The 18,725-nt window shown below is 51.0% G+C and carries 15 protein-coding genes and 1 tRNA gene; 10 read left to right on the forward strand and 6 right to left on the reverse strand.

Features of this window, described 5'->3' with window-relative positions; genetic code table 11:
* Window positions 1–125: 125 nt before the first annotated feature.
* Together HF324_RS03915 and HF324_RS03920 are read left to right on the forward strand one after the other, a co-directional pair.
* Entirely contained in the window at window positions 126–593 is a 468-nt protein-coding gene (locus HF324_RS03915) for a GNAT family N-acetyltransferase (RefSeq protein ID WP_168809731.1), read from the forward strand.
* A gap of 366 nt (window positions 594–959) precedes the next feature.
* Window positions 960–1,364, forward strand: coding sequence for a GreA/GreB family elongation factor (locus HF324_RS03920; protein WP_168809733.1), 405 nt, complete (start codon window positions 960–962; stop codon window positions 1,362–1,364).
* A 54-nt stretch (window positions 1,365–1,418) separates the two neighbouring features.
* Here the strand turns inward: HF324_RS03920 and HF324_RS03925 are convergent, their stop codons facing one another.
* Entirely contained in the window at window positions 1,419–2,954 is a 1,536-nt protein-coding gene (locus HF324_RS03925; protein ID WP_168861942.1) for a glycosyl hydrolase family 28-related protein, read from the reverse strand.
* A gap of 603 nt (window positions 2,955–3,557) precedes the next feature.
* Between HF324_RS03925 and HF324_RS03930 the strand changes: the two genes are divergently transcribed.
* From HF324_RS03930 to HF324_RS03945, 4 genes are read left to right on the forward strand one after another with little or no spacing between them, the layout of a single operon-like run.
* Complete coding sequence (locus HF324_RS03930; protein ID WP_168861943.1) at window positions 3,558–6,605, forward strand: SusC/RagA family TonB-linked outer membrane protein; 3,048 nt, start codon at window positions 3,558–3,560, stop codon at window positions 6,603–6,605.
* Between the two features lie 30 nt (window positions 6,606–6,635).
* The gene (locus HF324_RS03935) at window positions 6,636–8,108 is read left to right on the forward strand and encodes a RagB/SusD family nutrient uptake outer membrane protein (RefSeq protein ID WP_168809737.1); all 1,473 of its coding nucleotides are present in this window, start codon (window positions 6,636–6,638) and stop codon (window positions 8,106–8,108) included.
* 19 nt (window positions 8,109–8,127) lie between these two features.
* Complete coding sequence (locus tag HF324_RS03940; RefSeq protein WP_220100668.1) at window positions 8,128–9,765, forward strand: arylsulfatase; 1,638 nt, start codon at window positions 8,128–8,130, stop codon at window positions 9,763–9,765.
* Between the two features lie 24 nt (window positions 9,766–9,789).
* Entirely contained in the window at window positions 9,790–11,397 is a 1,608-nt protein-coding gene (locus tag HF324_RS03945; protein ID WP_168861944.1) for an arylsulfatase, read from the forward strand.
* On the opposite strand, the gene HF324_RS03950 is transcribed toward HF324_RS03945, so the two are convergent.
* Window positions 11,375–12,229, reverse strand: coding sequence for an AraC family transcriptional regulator (locus HF324_RS03950; RefSeq protein WP_168809741.1), 855 nt, complete (start codon window positions 12,227–12,229; stop codon window positions 11,375–11,377). The two genes, HF324_RS03945 and HF324_RS03950, sit on opposite strands and share 23 nt — an antisense overlap.
* Window positions 12,230–12,358: 129 nt before the next feature.
* Between HF324_RS03950 and HF324_RS03955 the strand changes: the two genes are divergently transcribed.
* Together HF324_RS03955 and HF324_RS03960 are read left to right on the forward strand one after the other, a co-directional pair.
* A complete protein-coding gene (locus HF324_RS03955; RefSeq protein WP_168809743.1) occupies window positions 12,359–13,348 on the forward strand; it encodes an NADP-dependent oxidoreductase in 990 nt (329 codons plus the stop codon).
* Window positions 13,349–13,500: 152 nt separating this feature from the next.
* Window positions 13,501–13,575: transfer RNA gene (locus tag HF324_RS03960), tRNA-Pro, on the forward strand.
* Between the two features lie 73 nt (window positions 13,576–13,648).
* Here the strand turns inward: HF324_RS03960 and HF324_RS03965 are convergent.
* The gene (locus HF324_RS03965; protein ID WP_168809745.1) at window positions 13,649–14,542 is read right to left on the reverse strand and encodes a winged helix-turn-helix domain-containing protein; all 894 of its coding nucleotides are present in this window, start codon (window positions 14,540–14,542) and stop codon (window positions 13,649–13,651) included.
* A 234-nt stretch (window positions 14,543–14,776) separates the two neighbouring features.
* Between HF324_RS03965 and HF324_RS03970 the strand changes: the two genes are divergently transcribed.
* Together HF324_RS03970 and HF324_RS03975 are read left to right on the forward strand one after the other, a co-directional pair.
* Complete coding sequence (locus tag HF324_RS03970; RefSeq protein WP_258539418.1) at window positions 14,777–15,796, forward strand: ligand-binding sensor domain-containing protein; 1,020 nt, start codon at window positions 14,777–14,779, stop codon at window positions 15,794–15,796.
* 208 nt (window positions 15,797–16,004) lie between these two features.
* Entirely contained in the window at window positions 16,005–16,538 is a 534-nt protein-coding gene (locus HF324_RS03975; RefSeq protein WP_168809749.1) for an SRPBCC family protein, read from the forward strand.
* Between the two features lie 5 nt (window positions 16,539–16,543).
* On the opposite strand, the gene HF324_RS03980 is transcribed toward HF324_RS03975, so the two are convergent.
* The 3 genes from HF324_RS03980 to HF324_RS03990 all read right to left on the reverse strand — a co-directional run bounded on the left by HF324_RS03980 (window position 16,544) and on the right by HF324_RS03990 (window position 18,608).
* On the reverse strand, window positions 16,544–16,726 hold the full coding sequence (locus HF324_RS03980) for a hypothetical protein (protein ID WP_168809752.1): 183 nt from the start codon (window positions 16,724–16,726) through the stop codon (window positions 16,544–16,546).
* 331 nt (window positions 16,727–17,057) lie between these two features.
* A complete protein-coding gene (locus HF324_RS03985; protein WP_168809754.1) occupies window positions 17,058–17,987 on the reverse strand; it encodes a hypothetical protein in 930 nt (309 codons plus the stop codon).
* A gap of 78 nt (window positions 17,988–18,065) precedes the next feature.
* Window positions 18,066–18,608 (reverse strand): cysteine hydrolase family protein, encoded by a 543-nt coding sequence (locus HF324_RS03990; protein ID WP_168861946.1) that lies wholly within the window; start codon window positions 18,606–18,608, stop codon window positions 18,066–18,068.
* Window positions 18,609–18,725 lie beyond the last annotated feature (117 nt).

Raw genomic sequence — 18,725 nt, forward strand, 5'->3', positions numbered from 1 at the left:
CGTTTTGTGCTGATCGCTTTGCCACACCACTACAAAGGGAGATAAAGCCTTCCGACGGTCCTTACGCCCGGGCCAATGTGCGATAGCCGGCGTAGCATACCTTTTCTGCCACTAAATAGTTTAACATGGAACCAGTTATTATCAGAGAAGCCACCCTTTCAGACGCCAGACAGTTAAGCGATTTAATCTGCGAAAACGCGCACGCCTTATTGAAGCCCCACTACAGCAACGAACAGTGGGACATCTTTATCAGATACTATTCCGAACAGGTCATGATGGAAAAGCTGCAACGACAAGCCGTCTTCTGCGCGGAAATCAACGGCGAAATAGTAGGTACCGTGGCACTGGAGGATAACTGGGTGTTTGGCTTTTATACAAGGCTCCAAAATGTAAACCAGGGGATCGGAAAACGATTAATGGCGCACCTGGAAGACTATGCCCGCGCCCAGGGACTGGACACGCTGCAACTGGCCGCATCGCCGGTGGGACTGGCATTTTACTATAAACATGGCTGGCAGAAAGTAAGGGACTTCACTGCTTATCATTATGGAGTAGGTTTTGATGAAACCCTGATGACCAGGAGCCTTCGTTGATTATCCATCCTGCTGTTAGCCTGTCCGTTTTCGTTTATGCGTACCCGCTGACTACCCGGATGCCTTCCCGCTATTTTTAGTATCTTTGCGGGAAGTGAAAAATCTTTTTTCCATATTCATTTTCTTCTCTCCTGCCAATCTCTTCCAGCTGGCAGGCGTTACGCCATTTGCTGGTGGCAGGCTGTATTTCTTTTCAAACTATAAAGACTTCAATAATTAATCCCCGCTCCGGCTGTTAGCGCGGAACGGGGATTATTTCAAGCGGTTGACGATCATAATACCATCGTCAACCGGGCCGCCATTGCTGCCTGCCGTTGTATATAACGGCAGCAGGCAGTCTATTGTCTGAAAAAAATACCGCACATCATGACCACTCATAAAGCACCGCTGTTATTACTAAAGAAAGATTATGAACTGCTGATCGATCACCTGCAGAAAAACGATCCGCCGCTGATGTATGACAAACAGATACAACAGCAACAGCTGGAGAAAATCAAAACAGCCAGTATATTACCGGTCGACGATTTTCCTAACAGTGCTTCCCGTTTATACTCCACCGTTATCATCCGGGATACGGTGAACAGGATCAACCTGGAATACAAACTGATGCCACCGGATGAAGCAGACGAGCAAGCCGGCGGTATCTCCGCATTGTCATTGTTTGGACTGGCCCTGATGGGACTGCAACAAGGAGAGAGTTTTACCTGGCAGCTTTCCGGCCGCAAGAAATACTATGCGGTGGTGGAGGTTCGGAACAGCACTTTTATATAATGCTTTTTATGTGGCAGCCCCACTACCTGATAGTCAGGCGGCGGGGCTGTTTTTTTACTGTTGAAAAGGTTCCGCTGCCAGATAGCCTACGGAGAGGCTATTGCCATAACCGGAGAAAGTAACATTCACTCCTGTTCCGCTGGCCGTATAACTGGCGGTAGAAACAGTGTTGCCCGTACTTTTCTTCTGCAGGTTAGCCTGATTGATGATCGTCACAATGCCGTTATTAGCAACGGACACAAAAAGTACGTCTTCCTGGAACGTCATGCTGGTGGCGGCACCCAGGCCGGTGTTTTCTATGAGCACAGCGCGTACTTTTATAGTGCCTACGCGGCCTGGAAAGCCAGGGAATTTAGACAGGTCTATAAAGTGACTGGCCGCGGTCAGCGGGCCCGGTATCGTGTAGTTCCATGTGTGGCCTGTTAATCTGACGAAGCCCGGGTAATAGGACGGAAGAAAGTTGTTAGGGTCCAGCTGTGGTGAAACCTCTATCAATCCCGGTTTGTTTTGTATGGAAAGTACCTGGACCTGCCTTCCCGGCACTCCGGCCGACAGCCCCCGGATGCGTATATTGTCCCAGTGTTTGTCGGTAGTGGGCACAATGTTTCCCTCCGCATCCAGCGCTTTGATGACTACAGGAAAGCCAACAGTGCTTCCGCTGCAATCCACGTCTATGTCCACATTGTCTATCAGAAATTCGCCGGAGGTACCTTGTTGCTCCAGTGATACGAAAGCATTACCGGCAGACTTGCTATTGTCACTGCGGTAATGAATTCTGACATTTTTTAACGGGATGCCATAACATTTCAGCAGCACCTCTGCACTGGCTGCCTGATGGTTATTGCTGTGAATGTCGGCAGTAATGAACTGGCCGCCGGTAAGAAAGAGGGCCCGTTTCAGACTGTCGGCCCGGTAAGTGCTGATACGGAGGTTCCTGGGATCGTTCAGGATAAAGCCATAGTAGCTTTTCTCCACCCGTACGTTGCGTATGTTGATGTTTTCAAAGCGGCTGGACGAGTAAGCCCTGAACATCAGTCCAAGTACAGAGCTGCCCTCTACATTTTCGACGATTACATTGGTAACATCGCCGGAGGTAGCGGGAATATAGATGCCATATGCCCCCTTATAGGTAGCGGAATCAGAATACCCGCCGTCCACAAATCGTAGCCCTCTGAAAGTAATACCCCGGGAATCGGATACCTGGAATATACGGGGAGGATCAGACTGATTATCACCAGCTGTGGTGCTCCTGCAGATAAGTGTGGCCTGATTTCCGGAAATGACCATACCGCGTGCACCATAAATGTCTATCACATGCTGTGACTTTTTAAGATCTCCCAGGTTATAAACACCCGGCGGGAAGTATAAATTTTTACCCTCGCTGCAGGCGAGAGCTGCTGCTGCCCTGAGCGCTGCGCTGTCGTTAGTGACTCCGTCGCCCTGGGCACCCATGGCTTTCACATCGATGTAGTTAAGGCTGTCTGTAATATCTGCTGGTAAAGAATGCGGGCGTGTAAAGGAAGGAGGGGCGGCCTGAATGCTTCCCCGAAATGCGAGGAAACAAACAACCATGAACAATAGCTTTTGCATCGTCTGTATTTTTAAATATGGCGGCGCGAAACCGCAATGAGGAATAAGGGTTTACAATGGTTACCTGCCGGCCGGCGGATATAAGATATGTGTTTCAAAGTTACCGTCCGCTTACGCAGTGTATTTACGCGGTGACTTTCAAAAATTCCCCTCATTTTTTATCCCATTATTGCGCAGGAATTTGAACGGCGGGACAGCCCCCCAAAAAAATCTTACTACTAATAGTCTACAAATATTGTGTACTAATAAAAATAGTATTACTTTTACGCCGTTGTCATTATCAGATACACTGCAAAACCAATCTATTTACAGCAGAACAGGCCCTGTGTAGTTTTTAGCACCACCCGATAAAACTACCGGCAGCAGTGTTAGCGGCAACTTATTCTTCAATACTAAACTTTAAGTAGATGTCAACCACTGACAACATTAACCGTTCATGCGGAGCGCGGTGCTGTTTCGTATGCTGTTGTAGACGGTAACAGCTTTCCGGCACTTTCCCTTTTCATCATTTCTCTGAGAAGCCCGTTTTCTCCGGGCTGGTATTGTTATGTCCTGCTGCAGGCAACCAGCGGCAGCGGTCCAAACTTTTAAAACATGCAACGAATGTCACGCAGAAACATACTGGCATGGATAGGGCTATCCATGCTTTATCTCCTGCCGCTGTTGGCGGCAGCGCAGGTGCCTACCACGCCCCTGATCAATTCACACCTTACAGGGCGGGTGGTAGATGCGCGCACCCGTGAACCCTTACCGGGCGCGGTGGTCAACATCAAAGGCACTACCCACGGCGTTTCCACGGATGCAGAAGGACGCTTTGTCTTCGTCACCGGCCAAAAATTTCCTTACACCCTGATCATCAGTTATATCGGCTACCGCAAAACAGAAGTCACCGCTACCGGCGGCCATATTGAAATCCCGCTGGAAGCCATACAGAGCCAGCTGAACGACGTGGTGGTAGTGGGCTACGGCACCCAGAAAAAAAGTGACCTCACCGGCGCGATAGCCTCTGTCTCCGGACCTTTGCTCAAACAGCCGGTCAGCTCTTTCGACCAGGCATTGAAAGGCGCAGTGCCCGGCGTACAGGTAACGCAGACATCCGGACAGCCCGGCGGCGGCGTCAGCATCCGCATCCGCGGCGGCAGCTCTATACAGGGCGGCAACGAACCGCTGTATGTGATTGACGGCTTCCCGATCTACAACAGCACCGCCAGCCCCGGTATCCTCACAGGTACGCCTGTCAACCCGCTGGCGGCCATTAATCCCGCTGACATCGAAAGTATCGATATCCTCAAAGACGCCTCCTCCACCGCTATCTATGGCTCCCGCGGCGCCAACGGCGTGGTGATCGTCACCACCCGCAAAGGCAAAGCGGAAAGGAACACGCTCCATTATGAAGGCTCTTATGGCGTACAGTCGCTCCGTAAAAAAATTGACCTGCTGGACGCACATGATTTCGCCATCCTGCGTAATGAAGCACTGTATGACGCCAATCCCGCGAAAGGCCCCAACCAGTACCTGACACCGGGACAAATCAGCCAGCTGGGCAAAGGCACCGACTGGCAGGATGCCGTGTTCCGCACGGCGCCGGTACAGAACCACCAGTTGTCCATCAGCGGCGGCAACACCAAAACCCGCTACCTGCTTTCGGGCAACTACTTCGATCAGCAGGGCATCGTTAAACATACCGACTTCACGCGACTGGGCATACGGGCCAACGTAGATGCGCAGCCGTTAGACAGGCTGAAGGTCAGCGCCAGCCTTTCTGTTAATAAGTCAGACGCCAACGTGGCCCCTTCCGGGTTTATCACCTCCCTGCTGCTGATGCCGCCTACCGCCACTATCTATGAACCCAACGGCAGCTATACGCTGCGTAACCCTTTTGAAAACATTTTTGCCAACCCGGTGGCCACCATCAATGAACAACTGAATAAATCCACTACGAACCGGCTGTTGGGAACGGCTTTTGCAGAATACGGCATCCTCGATGGCCTTCATGTGAAAGTGCTGCTCGGCGCAGATGTCAACAATACCTCCGAAAAGAACTACATCCCCTCCACCATCTACGAAGGCATACAAACTAAAGGCAGCGCCGCCCGCGGTACCTACAACGCCTACTCCTGGCTGAATGAAAATACGGTGACGTATACACGTAATATTGCAAAGCATACCTTTGATGTGCTCGCCGGGTTCACCCAGCAGGAATTCAAAAGTGATATCGTCAGGGCCGGGGCGCAGAACTTTGTTACAGACGACCTTACCTACAACAGTTTACAAAGCGGGGCCACGCTGGTGCGCCCCTTTGCCGACGCCACCGAATGGGTGCTGCATTCCTACCTGGCACGCGTTAACTACAACTACAACAGCCGTTATTATTTTACGGCCAGCATCCGGGCAGATGGCTCGTCCCGTTTCGGTAAAGGCAACAAATGGGGATATTTCCCCTCTGCCGCCGCTTCCTGGCGCATCAGCAACGAACCGTTTTTTAAAGACGCTGCGAGGACCGTCAACGACCTGAAGCTACGCGCCAGCTTCGGCACTACCGGTAACCTCGAAATAGGCGAGTACCAGTCACTGGCTACCCTCTACAGCCTGAACTATCTCTTCGGTAAAAATATGGCCACCGGCTTCGCCCCTTCCCGCCTGGCCAACGACCAGCTGGGATGGGAAAAAACCTACCAGTACAATGCCGGCCTGGATGCGGCTTTCCTCAATAGCCGTTTGTTGTTTACCATAGACGCTTACTATAAAAAAACGACCAACCTGTTGCTGAATGTAGAAATACCGTGGACCTCCGGGCAAACGTCCTCGCTGCAGAACTTTGGCTCCGTGCTCAATAAAGGCATAGAGCTGAGCCTCAGCAGCAGGAACTTTACCGGCGCTTTCACCTGGAACACGGATTTTAATTTCTCCTTTAACCGCAATGAAGTATTGAAAATCGGAAATGGCGCGAAGTCTTATATCAGCGGCAATTATATCATACAAGTAGGTAAACCGCTGGGCAGCTTCTACGGCACCGTGACAGACGGCATCCTGCAAACAGGGGAAGAAACGGCTAAAGGAAAATATACCGGCAACGCCACTCCCAAAGCAGGCGACCGGCTGTATAAAGACATCAGCGGGGACGGGATTTTTACTACCGCCAACGACCGTACGATCATCGGTAATGCGCAACCGGATTTTATACTCGGCCTTGGTAACAACTTCTCCTGGGAAGGATTTTCACTCTCTGTGTTGCTGCAGGGCTCCTACGGGAATAAAATCCTCAACTCCAACCGGCAGTCGCTGGAACTGTTTACCGGTCAGCAGAACGCTGCCGCTTCAGCCCTCGACCGCTGGACACCGTCCAATCCCAGTCAAACCATGCCACGCGCAAAACTGGACCCCGCCCCCGTGTTCTCCGACCGGTTCATCGAAAATGGTTCTTTCCTGCGGGTGAAAAATGTCACGCTGGGATATTCCCTGCCCAAGTCGATCATCAGGAAAATATCGGCGGTCAATGTATTTGTATCCGCTCAAAACCTGCTGACATGGACTTCCTACACCGGGTTTGATCCGGAAGTGACCTCGGGCAACAATGTCTCTCCCGGAACAGATCTGGGTATTTATCCGGTCTCCCGGACGGTCAGTGCAGGCGTCCGCGTTACCCTGTAGTCGTTAATCATCTCCCAAAAAAATGAACGTATGAAAAAAGCCTTTTTACGATATAGTGTGTTACTGTTTTTGTCAGCAGCTTCCTGCTCCAAGCTGGATGAACATCCGGAATCAGTACTGATCACCGATAACTTCTATCAGAATGAAGCACAGGCTAACTCCGCTGTGACAGCGGCTTACCGGAAACTGTACGAAACCGGCCAGTCGCTGTATAACAGCCTCTTTCAGATCGGTGTGGAAATGGCCACCGACGATTACGAAGCTGGTCCAAGGGCCCGCAATGCGCATGTAAGAGCCATTTCAGGGCTTACGCACGATGCCTCCAACGACAGGATGGAACAGTTATGGAAACAGAGCTACGATGCCATTAATGTTTCCAACATCGCTATCGACCGGATCGCGCTGATTAAAAAAGAGAACATCTCCGAAGCTGCGCGCGCCCGGCTGATCAATGAAGCGAAGTTTCTGCGGGCATTGCATTACTTCAACCTGGTAAGGTGGTTTGGAGCCGTACCGCTGATATTACACGAACCGGCCTCACTGTCACCCGAAGCGCTGTACGTAGAAAAGGCGCCGGAGGCAGACGTGTATGCGCAGATCATCAGCGATCTCACAGCGGCGGAGAGCCTGCCTGCTCCGGGCGAATACGGCGCCAACGACATCGGCAGGGCCACCGCCGGCGCCGCCAAAAGCCTGCTGTCGAAAGTATACCTCACCCGGCAAGACTGGGCCAAGGCGGCCGTTAAAAGCAAGGAGGTGATTGACAGCCACTGGTATGGCTTGTTTGAGAACTTTGCGGATGTGTTCAACGTGGCGAAGAAAAATGGTATCGAACATATCTTTTCTGCACAGTTCCTGGGCAACGCCGGTTATCAGGGCAATAGCCTCGCCAGCCGCTCCGCACCGAATGAGGTGCCCGGTATCAACGGTGATTACGCCGACGCGCTGCACAAACAGGGAGGGCTATACGAAAGTTTTGCGGAAGGCGACGCCCGCAAAGCCGTCACCTTTGTGACGCAGATGGTGAGCCCTGCCGACGGAAAGCTGTACATCTTTGACCCCCACTTCAATAAATACTATGATCCCGCTGTGGTGGGCAATCCGGGGGAATCTTCCAAAAACCTCCCTATCATCCGTTATGCGGAAGTATTGCTCATCTATGCGGAAGCGCTGAATGAACTGAATGGTCCCGTGGCGGAAGCTTACCAGGCGATTGACGCTGTGCGGCAGCGTTCGGGCGTAGCGCGCCTGCAGGACGTGGCCCCGGCTTTAAGTACCGGCAACTTCCGCGATACGGTGTTCCAGGAGAGACGTAAAGAGCTGGTGTATGAATACCAGCGATGGTTTGACCTGGTACGGCGCGGGCCGGACTACTACGTCAAAGTGCTGAAGGCCGCCGGTAAAACCCAGGCCGCGCCGCGGCATATCCATTTTCCAACGCCCCAGCGGGAGCTGAACCTCAATCCTAAACTGAAACAAGACCCGCTGTGGGTCAACTATTGATACCGCTTTTAAAGTATGTATGATGAAGAAAATGCTCACCACCCTTGCTTTGCTCGGCTGCTTCAGCTGGAGCATGGCACAGCAGAAACAGCCACCCAACATCATCCTCATCATGGTAGATGATATGGGGTACTCCGACATTGCGCCCTATGGCGGAGAAATACAAACGCCCAACCTGTCGCGGCTGGCGGCCGAAGGCCTGCGGTTACAGGAGTTTTACAACAACTCCATCTGTGCGCCTACCCGTGCCTCCCTGCTGACGGGCCAGTCCAACCATAAAGCCGGCATTGGCTTTTTTAATGTCAACCTGGGACTACCGGCTTACCAGGGATACCTGAACCGCGAATCCCTCACACTGGCGGAAGTGCTGAAACAAGCCGGCTACAGCACGCTGATGTCCGGCAAATGGCATGTTGGCGACGACAGTATCTACTGGCCCAACCAGCGCGGATTTGATCGTTTCTTTGGTTTCATCGGCGGCGCCAGCAACTATTTTGATATCGGCAGTTATTCCGATAAAGTACCACCGGTGCCGCTGGTAGAAAACAACCGGCGCTTTAACCTCGAACCAGGACATTACCTGACAGACGAAATTGCCGGTCATGCGGTGAAATTCCTCGACGAACAAAGTCATACCAACAAACCTTTTTTCCTGTACGTCGCATACAATGCGCCACACTGGCCCTTGCAGGCGCTCCCGGAAGATATCGCCAAATACAAAGGCCGTTACGCGATTGGCTGGGATTCCTTGCGCAACGAGCGGATCGCCCGGCAAAAGAAGCTGGGGCTGATCAAAGCAGATGCAACGATTGCGCCTGATCCGGAGGTGCCGTTATGGGAAGGACTTACCTACGATGAAAAGAAACTGTGGGAGAAAAAAATGGAAGTGTATGCCGCCATGATAGACCGTATGGACCAGGGTATTGGCAAAATACTCGATAAACTGAAAGCGCTGAAGAAAGATGATAATACGCTCATCGTGTTTATCTCCGACAATGGTGCTCAGGGTGGTTTTATACCTGCCGGAAGAAAAAGACAACGTAACTCCGGCCCTGTCGGGACTGCCGGTTCATATGATTACCAGGAGCAAAGCTGGGCGCATGTGTCTAATGCTCCTTTCCGGTCATACAAAGCCAGCGCCTATGAAGGTGGTATCAGTTCTCCGCTGATCGCCTGGTTCCCCGCCAAAATCAAAGGTGGCGGTATTGCCCGTGGCACTGCCCATCTGATAGACCTGGCCCCTACTTTTTATGAAGTGGCAGGCGCGGCTTATCCCGCCAGTTATCAGCATGTTACCACCAATCCCTTACAGGGAGAGAGCCTTGCGCCTTTATTTTTCTCCCTCCGGGAGATAGACAGAGCCACGCCTTTGTTCTGGGAGCGGGCGGGCAACCGGGCCGTGCGCAAAGGTAAATGGAAACTGATATCTTCTTATCCCTCCAAACAATGGGAGCTGTACGACATAGACCGTGATCGTGGTGAAACCACCGACCTCGCCGCGCAACAGCCGCAGGTAGTGAAAGAGCTGTCAGCCGCTTACGACGTGTGGGCCAGAGACAACAATGTGGTGGATTATGACAGGATCAAACCCGTTGGTCCTGCAGGATTTGCTGGTCCGACAGGAGGGGGTGCATCGCCGGCAGGCAGGAAACAATAAGGTCATCATCTAAAAAAAACAAACATGAAAAAAATAGGGATAGCACTGGCGGCCATCATACAGGTGGCCGTTGCGGGCAATATACACGCACAACAAAAAAAGCCCAACATCATCCTCATTATGGTAGATGATATGGGCTACTCCGATCTGGGCGCTTATGGGTCGGAGATCCACACGCCCAACCTGGACCGTCTTGCCAAAGAAGGCCTGCGGCTGAAGGAGTTTTACAACAACTCTATCTGTGCACCTACACGCGCTTCGCTGATGACGGGGCAGTACCAGCATAAAGCGGGTGTCGGTTATTTCGATGTCAACCTCGGGTTGCCCGCGTATCAGGGGTTTCTTAATAAAGAATCCCTCACGCTGGCGGAAGTGCTGAAAACAGCAGGTTACAGTACGCTGATGTCCGGCAAATGGCATGTAGGAAATGACAGCCTCGCATGGCCTAACCAGCGTGGTTTTGAGCGGTACTACGGCGTGATCGGCGGCGGCGCAGATTATTTTGACGCCAAACCGATGCCGCTGTTTGGAACGGAGTACCCGGTCGTGTTGGTAGAAAACAACCAGCGGTTGCATCCGGCGGACAACAGTTATTATTTCACCGACGAGATTGCAGCGCATGCCGTGAAATACCTCGACGAACAAAATAAAAGCAATAAACCTTTTTTCCTGTATCTCGCTTTTAACGCGCCCCACTGGCCGCTGCAGGCGCTTCCGGAAGATATCGCCAAATACAAAGGGCGCTATGATATCGGCTGGGATTCGTTACGTAGCGAACGGCTGGCGCGGCAGCGGCAGCTGGGGCTGTTGGACCCGAAACAGACGATCGCTGCGCGGGATGCGGACGTTCCCGAATGGAACAGCCTTACCTACGATGAAAAGGAACTGTGGAAAGCGAAGATGGAAGTGTATGCCGCTATGGTAGACCGTATGGACCAGGGCGTGGGCAAGGTGCTGGATAAGCTGAAAGCGTTAAAAAAAGAAGACAACACCCTGGTCGTTTTCATTTCGGACAACGGTGCGCCGGCGGAAGACGTGGCGCACTGGGGCGGGAAGCGTGCCGCGCGAAACACAGGCCCGGTAGGTACTGCCGGTTCTTTTGAGTCGCAGGGTAAAAACTGGTCGTATGTGTCTAATACACCTTTCCGCGCGTTTAAAAACTTCATGTATGAAGGGGGGATCAGTTCCCCACTGATCGCCTGGTACCCGGCCAGAATCAAAGCTGGAAGCATTGCACGGGGCACTGCGCACCTGATTGACCTGGCGCCTACTTTCTATGAGCTGGCCGGAGCACGGTATCCGCAGCAGTACAAAGGCGTACATCCGAACCCGTTACCCGGCCGGAGCCTGACAGGGCTTTTCTTTCATGGAGAAGAGCTGCGTCGCGACGAGCCGGTGTTCTGGGAGAGGGCCGGTAACCGCGCGGTTCGCAAAGGCAAGTGGAAGCTGGTGTCTATCTATCCGCAGTACCGGTGGGAGTTGTACAACATAGAAGAAGACCGGGGAGAAACCACCGATGTGGCCGCGAAAAATCCGCAGCTGGTCAACGAGTTGTCGGCTGCTTATTTTGAATGGGCCAAACGCACCGGTGTGGCAGACTACGAACAAATCAAGCCAAAGGGGCGGCTATAGCGCTTTTTCGGATAGCTGACATCCCTTTGTTATAAAAGCGTTTCATCATTTTGTTGAGATGACTGCTGTCGGTGAAGCCGAGGTCGTATGCTATTTCCTTAAACGGGATATCGGTATACAGGGCCTTGGCTTCCGCCAGTTTCAGCTTGGACCGTAAAATGAACTCCTGGTAGGTTTCATGCGCATTACGTTTGAAGTATTCGCTGAAGTAGGTCGTTGATATATGAAATTTTTCCGCTAGATATTGCGGGGAGACCATCTCGTCATCCAGCAGGTGATAATGGATGTGCAGCAGGATATCCGCAAATTTTTTCTCTTCGTATAATGCTTGCGGTGACATCACCGACGCCACGTTGCGGGCAATCAGCTCCAGTACGGTAACCATAGAGCTCTGCATAATGCGGCGGGTGTGCGGGTCGTTCCGTTCCGTTTCTGTCATCAGCAAATGCAGCAGGTGAACGAGGTGGCGTTTGTCCGTCGGGTCGCTGACCAGTTCCCCCGGCAGCCGGTTGTAGTTGCCGATGATGAAATTGAGCCGGCAGAACCACTTGCCGAAGTCGATCACACAGTCTTCATCACTGGAGAAATAAGTGGCGGTAAAACGGATGAACAGAAAAGTAGTTTTCTCCGTGATCGTATATGTATGGCAGTCCGAAGCCGGCAGCAGGAAGACGCTGCCTTGTCCGTAGGGTATCTGGTTGTAGTTGACGCACTGTTCCCCTTTCCCTTCGATGATATATACCAGTTCGAAAAAGTTGTTCCGGCGGTTTCTTTTCTCCCAGTGGTCCAGTGTTTCTATGCTGACGCTAAAAGGCGCATGTGCTTTTTCCATACCGCTAATTTACGGATTTGGGAGTTGTCCCGCCGGGGGTATCCCATCTCGTTACCGGTGTTACCTTTTTGTTTACCGCTGTGCCGGCGGTAGCCCGGCTACCTTTGCGGGTATTAAAAATACCGCAAGATGAAAGCTATAGTATTAGAAAAACTCGACCCTGCCGCTCCGTTGGCGGTTACCGAAACTGCCATTCCCGATATTGCCGCCGATGAAGTGCTGGTGAAGACCCATGCGCTGGCTATCAACCCGGTGGATATAAAAACGCTGGAAGATTATACCATTGTGCGTGACGGCGAAACGATACGCGGCAGCGCTGCCGGCGTACTGGACGGCGTTTCGCCCATTATCCTGGGATGGGATATTGCCGGTGTGGTGACTGCCGTGGGCAGCGATGTCACCAAGTTTAAAGCCGGTGATGCCGTTTTCGGGATGGTACGTTTCCCTGGTCATGGTAAGGCCTATGCCGAATATGTGGCTGCGCCGGCCGCCCACCTGGCGGCGAAGCCCGCGCATGTCAGCTTCGAAGCAGCCGCCGGCGCCACGCTGGCGGCCGTTACCGCCTGGCAGTGCCTCACGCGGCATTACAGCGTAAAAGCGGGCGACCGTGTCCTGATCACCGCGCCTACCGGCGGCGTAGGGCATTATGCCGTGCAGATGGCAAAGCACCTGGGCGCTTATGTTATTGCGCTGACCAGCACGGGCAACGTGGCGCTGGCTGCTGAGCTGGGCGCCGACGAGGTATTGGACTATGCCTCCTTCGACGCAGCCACCGCAGCGCCCCTGCAGCTGGACTTTATCCTGGATGCCGGCGGCCGCAATGACGCCACCTGGTTTGCCCGTCACCTGAAGCCCGGTGCGCCGCTGTTTTACCTGCCTTCCGGTCTGACTAAAGTGCAGCAGCAGCGCTATGCAGCGCAGGGACTCAATGCCGCCTTTAAAATGGTGACCAGTGAAGAAAGCGCTATCGAAGACATCGCGCGGCTGTTGCACGATGGCAGCATCGTTACTAAAATAGCCGGCGTGTTCCCGTTCTCCGGGATGAAAGCAGCCTTCGCTGCACAGCACAAAGGGACCGCGCAGGGGAAAATCATTATCCGGATGCCGGTGTCCGCATAAAAAATATTCGCTGAAGATGCCCTGCTGACGGGTGTCTTCAGCGAATGATCAGATTTTTGCCTGAAAAATGTTTGAATATCGTTGTAATATCCCTACCTTTGCACTCCACTAATCAGGACAATAGTACTGAAAAGCGGAACCCGCGGGGACTTCGGGGCGTAGCGTAGCCCGGTTATCGCGCCTGCTTTGGGAGCAGGAGGTCGCAAGTTCGAATCTTGCCGCCCCGACTTAGGGAATTAAAGCCTTGCATTTATGCAGGGCTTTTTTGTTTTGGCAATTCCGCACGCAAAAAGATGCTTCTCAAGCGCCAACTTCCAGCCTATACCCTTTCCCCCGTACCACAACAATGTTAACATCCGGATCAGGTTCCAGTTTTTTTCTGAGTTTGGAAATGAACATATCCAGGCTACGCCCCACAATAACGCCTTCATCTTCCCAGATTTCTTTTTGCAGCCGGCTTCTCTCAATTACCTCGTTGGGTGATAAGGCGAAAATGTGCAATACGCGGGCTTCTGTTCCGGTTAGATCTACCGTATTCCCATTTATGATAAGCTGACGATGCCGTGCGTCAAAAGAAATTGCGCCTAAAGTAATCATGCCCGCAGGTTGACTATTTTCAGGTAAGGTTCTTCGCGGCTTAACAGATCTGAAAAAAAGAAACCCCGCCAATGCTAAAAATGGCAGGCTCCCCAACAGATATTTGCTTTTTGCAGTATTCATGCCCAACGCCTTAAACTTGATGTTAATCATGTAACATGCGGTAGGTTGGTGCCTTCCTCTGCAGGCTACAATATCATCTTTTCTGTTTTGGGCTATAGCGTACCCGTAGACAACGCTGGTGGTGCCGCAGTTCAGCACATTTACAATATAATCACGCGCCAGCGGGTCCTGCGCCAGTAAACGCCGGGTAGTATTCACCAGCGAGTCCGGTTGAAAGGTAAGGTCATGCTCAAACCTGATCTGATACTCATTGTCTGCGATCTTTTTCACCGGGAGTACCCTCGACGTGCTGTCGCCCGACTGTAAAAGCAGTTCATGTCCGATCCTGCGGAGTAAAACTTCCCTTCTGGAAATATTAAAATCATCACTGTCCTCCATACTGAAAGCCACGCAGATAATAACCATCACCAGGAACAGTAGCACCCCCAACAGGTATTTGCGTTTTCCGGGCAGCAAATGCTGACTAACATGCATAGTGTCAAGTGTTTATTTACAAAATTTACAATTCTATTTACAGTCCGGATGCTCCGCGCTGAGGATATCAAAGTAGTTTTGCCGTATCAACGTTGATATACTATGAAAGGTAAAAAATGCCCCGGGGTTTACAAAAAAAGAAAAGCTGCATTGACCATAATCGGACCCGTTCAGCGATTACTAAAATTAAATAAATGAATTATGAGATATATTCTCGCTTGTACTTTGTACTTAATGTCTTTTTTTGTCTCCTATGGACAAACACCAACAGAAGGGAGCAAGACTATTAGCAGCTCCGATACCAGCGGACCTAAAAAGATCACCCGGAATATCCTGCAAGACAGGAAGGGCGACATTTGGGTAGCTGCTTTTGATGGTATTTTCCGGTATGATGGAAAGGCTTTTACCAAAATCACAGGTAAAGTGAGTTCCGCCCGCTTTTTTTCTGTTTTGGAAGACAGTAAAGGAAACTACTGGTTCGGCTCTATCGGCTCGGGTGTTTATTATTACGATGGGAAATCCTTTCAACATTTCACCACCGCGGACGGTCTTTTGAATAATGATGTGGGCAGTATTTATGAAGATAAAAAAGGGAACATCTGGTTGGGGGTTTTTGGAGGCGCCAGCCGTTATGATGGGAAATCTTTTCAGAACTTTATCATCAATGGAGAAACAATGAATGAAGACCGGACAGGCAAAACGTTTTCGCATAGACCCCCTTATGAAGTGAACGCCATGATTGAAGACAAAAGAGGCCGGTTGTGGCTGGCTACCAGGGGCAATACCTTCATCTATGATGGGAAAACATTTACTGCTGTTACCCGCGGGAGCCAACCTTTTAAGAATGTTCGTACTGTAATCGAAGATAAAAAAGGCAATATCTGGCTGGGCGGAGCAGATGGTCTTTGGCGCTATGATGGCAGTACATTTACCAATTTCACCCGGAAGTTTGTTGGTTACATCATGGAGGACAAAAAAGGTAATATCTGGACCAGTTCAGAAAGGGCGCATAACCAGGCGCTGGCACTTCCGAAGTATGACGGAAAGTACTATTCCAATGAAGCCTGGGCGCTGTCCCGTTATGACGGGAAGTCTTTGTCCGGTAAAAAGCCAACGGTAACCGAAATAGCCCATAACCCGATGTGTTTCGGGATTTTGGAAGATGATAAAGGAAATATCTGGTTTGGCGCCTTAGGTGGCGTGTATCGTTATGATGGTAATACCATTAAAAGTTTTAACAGTCCAGGCAATTAGTGCTGATAAAGTCCCCAAGAGCGCCGCTTGCATACTCGGGACAACGTTATGTCAGCAGGGATAAAAGAATGTCCGGATCACCCCGTAAGAATGTCTATTACGCACTGGCTGTAAATTCTGTTTAGGTGATACCTTCGGGTCAGAAATTGTGTAACCGATCGGTTACTAATTAAATCATCATCAGTTTAACTAAACCAAATCATGCATTATGGCAGATCAAAGTTTCACTACCACCTTGCTGGTAGACCAGTCCCCTTCTGAAGTATATAAAGCCATTACCAACCCCCGTGCCTGGTGGTCAGAAGAAATTGAAGGAGATACAAGCAAAGCAGGCGACATCTTCGATTATCATTTTGAAGACATCCATCGCTCGAAAATGGAATTGATAGAATCAGTACCTGACAAAAGGGTTGTCTGGCTGGTGCTGGAAAATCAATTCAAACCCCATCTCTTCGGGGAGCATGTTGTACATGACGGGTCCGAAAACGCCAAAGCGGAATGGGTAGATACCCGTGTTGTCTTCGACATCACAAAAGAAAACGGCAAGACCAAACTACATTTCGTACATGAAGGGTTGTTGCCCGACTATGAATGTTACGACGTTTGCGTCAACGGCTGGAACCATTACATACGGGAAAGCCTGTATAGCCTGATCACCACCGGTAAGGGCCAGCCCAACAAAACCGGACGGGCGATGACAACGGATGAAAAAAAGTACAACGCCGCTGCCGGCAACGCATAACGGCGTTAAAAGCTAAACAACAGGTATGTCCTCAGCTGCGCAGCCTCTTTAGCCATGGTGTTAGTGGCGAAAGCGCCCGGGCTTACGGTAAACGATGCAATGGCCAGGAATGCTGGCGGCTCCCGGCGAGGTCCGGAAGCGGAGTATTGGCAGCAATAAACAACAACGACTGCTGTATGGCTAAACATACAGCAGTCGCATTTAATCGTTTACACCGCCGCTATGATTGTCTGCCTGGCCCACGATGGCAGTGCGGTGGCTTTCTTGTCCGGTTGTCAGGATAATGGCAATGTTTCGGGCCGGTACGGCACTTGTACAGGCTTGGGTGGTGCTTCGTTTACGGTTTTAGGTTCCATTGTAATGGTATTTTGAGGGTAGAAAGTAAAAGTCGAATAACGTATATAGTTATTGGGGATGTTAAGTTAATAAATTTGTTTGGATTCCTAATAATATAATAGCACGTTAACAAAATAGCATAAGGTGGGGCTATGTGTATGACGGGCACAGGAATATGCGGAATTAAGACATTATCTTTTCCAGTTCTTTCTTTAAACTGAATATTTCATTGATCCCTCTTTGGTCCTTGATGTGATTAAAGTAATTTTCAAGATCGGCCACCACCGCCGGGGGAATGTTCTTCAGGAAGTTCTTTCTTATCGTCTTAAAGTCAAATGAACAAAGGAACCGGCCAAGTCCTGCCCTGGTTTTGTAATTTCTGTCTGACTGTAAATAGGCATGGATGATATTCTTTATGTCAAAAGTCTTCAGGATATCTTCCGGTACAGATTCGTAGCTGGGATAGCCGCTCCAGAACTTATCGCTTTGTCCGTATGTCCGGAGCAGCGCAACGATCTGTTGTTGCCGGTCCGGTATTTCGTTATCCAGGTCCTGTATCAGCGCAGGAAGATAACCCGTTTCCAGGCCGCCCATTTTGTCCCGGTACTTCCGGAATGTTTTAGGTGCTGTTGAAAACCAGTTTTCTTCTGCTACCTGGTCGGCCTGCCTGTTTCTCCGCGCCTGCATATAATCCTCCCATGGCCGGGAGAAGCCAAGCTCCGAGAGAAAAGCCAGCAGGGCTTCATTGTTGGAAAGCGCTGCGTCGCCGTTCCAGCCGCTGTAACGAATGGATACTTCATGATGAAACCCTATGATATGACGCATCTTACCACGGGAGTGGAGCTCTATGGCGTAGGTGCCAGGGCACATACAATAGAAGCCGGTATTGGCTTCATCAATTTCAAGCAGTTGCCCCAGCCGGCTGACATCGGCTGTTTGTGTAAGATGAAGCAGTACGTTTTCGGACATCGCCTTGTCGTTATATACACCGTCTTCTTTAATGAATACTTCATCTATGTCTGTAAACATAGTCCGGATAGCGGCATTGGTAGCTCTAGGCAGCTTGTTAAGCTCCTTCGGTCGTTGTTCGTTTGTCAGGTTATCGGTAGACATAGCAGTGGGTTACTGCTGTAAATGTAAAAATAAGCAGCGTTATACCCTTATAACGCTGCTTGTTTTTTAGAAGAAAGGCTATTGTAAATATGCCTGTGTGTTGACAATGTTGGCGTAATAGAAGCCAAGGGCGCCCATCAGCGACCGCTGTACTTCTGCGGCAGGCACTGTCTGCCGGTTGACTTCCAGGTCCCTGGTGGCGCAGGCGTCGGCCACCACGGTGCAGTTAAAGCCATAGTCTTTGGCTGCCCGGGTAGTGGCGTCCACACAGGCGTGGGTCATCATACCGGTAATGATCAGGTCGGTAATACCGGCCTGCCGCAGGTGTGTCAGCAGCTCCGTTTCCCGGAAACTATTAGGATAATGCTTCACGATGATTTTCTCGCCGGCCAGCGGTTGTACACCCGGGTATATATCCGCGCCGGGGGTATTGGCAATCAGGAAACCGCCGGAAGGATCTGCTTTATGCTGAACATACATCACCGGGATACCTTTTTGGCGGCAGTTGTCGGCTATCAGGCGGATGTTGGCGGCAGCGGCTTTCGGGCCCGCCAGTTCCATTTTGCCGCCTTTGAAATAATCATTTTGTACATCGATGATCAGGAGCGCTTGTTTTTTCATAGCTGATTTTTTGTTTTGTGCAAATAAGTTTCCTGCAAGAAGCAGTAAAACGAGTGCCGGTACGGACACCCGCAGGTGGCGTATGTTCATGAGCTGAGAAAATTTAAATCAGAAAAA

The organism is Chitinophaga oryzae (assembly GCF_012516375.2).
GTDB lineage: Bacteria > Bacteroidota > Bacteroidia > Chitinophagales > Chitinophagaceae > Chitinophaga > Chitinophaga oryzae.

Bases quoted from the DNA above. Each gene is read 5' to 3' on its own strand.
- HF324_RS03985 (WP_168809754.1), bottom strand. From the start codon at position 17,987: ATGTCTACCGATAACCTGACAAACGAACAACGACCGAAGGAGCTTAAC.
- HF324_RS03970 (WP_258539418.1), top strand. From the start codon at position 14,777: ATGTCTTTTTTTGTCTCCTATGGACAAACACCAACAGAAGGGAGCAAG.
- HF324_RS03975 (WP_168809749.1), top strand. From the start codon at position 16,005: ATGGCAGATCAAAGTTTCACTACCACCTTGCTGGTAGACCAGTCCCCT.
- HF324_RS03930 (WP_168861943.1), top strand. From the start codon at position 3,558: ATGTCACGCAGAAACATACTGGCATGGATAGGGCTATCCATGCTTTAT.
- HF324_RS03920 (WP_168809733.1), top strand. From the start codon at position 960: ATGACCACTCATAAAGCACCGCTGTTATTACTAAAGAAAGATTATGAA.
- HF324_RS03915 (WP_168809731.1), top strand. From the start codon at position 126: ATGGAACCAGTTATTATCAGAGAAGCCACCCTTTCAGACGCCAGACAG.
- HF324_RS03980 (WP_168809752.1), bottom strand. From the start codon at position 16,726: ATGTTTAGCCATACAGCAGTCGTTGTTGTTTATTGCTGCCAATACTCC.
- HF324_RS03935 (WP_168809737.1), top strand. From the start codon at position 6,636: ATGAAAAAAGCCTTTTTACGATATAGTGTGTTACTGTTTTTGTCAGCA.
- HF324_RS03950 (WP_168809741.1), bottom strand. From the start codon at position 12,229: ATGGAAAAAGCACATGCGCCTTTTAGCGTCAGCATAGAAACACTGGAC.
- HF324_RS03925 (WP_168861942.1), bottom strand. From the start codon at position 2,954: ATGCAAAAGCTATTGTTCATGGTTGTTTGTTTCCTCGCATTTCGGGGA.
- HF324_RS03990 (WP_168861946.1), bottom strand. From the start codon at position 18,608: ATGAAAAAACAAGCGCTCCTGATCATCGATGTACAAAATGATTATTTC.
- HF324_RS03965 (WP_168809745.1), bottom strand. From the start codon at position 14,542: ATGCATGTTAGTCAGCATTTGCTGCCCGGAAAACGCAAATACCTGTTG.
- HF324_RS03945 (WP_168861944.1), top strand. From the start codon at position 9,790: ATGAAAAAAATAGGGATAGCACTGGCGGCCATCATACAGGTGGCCGTT.
- HF324_RS03940 (WP_220100668.1), top strand. From the start codon at position 8,128: ATGATGAAGAAAATGCTCACCACCCTTGCTTTGCTCGGCTGCTTCAGC.
- HF324_RS03955 (WP_168809743.1), top strand. From the start codon at position 12,359: ATGAAAGCTATAGTATTAGAAAAACTCGACCCTGCCGCTCCGTTGGCG.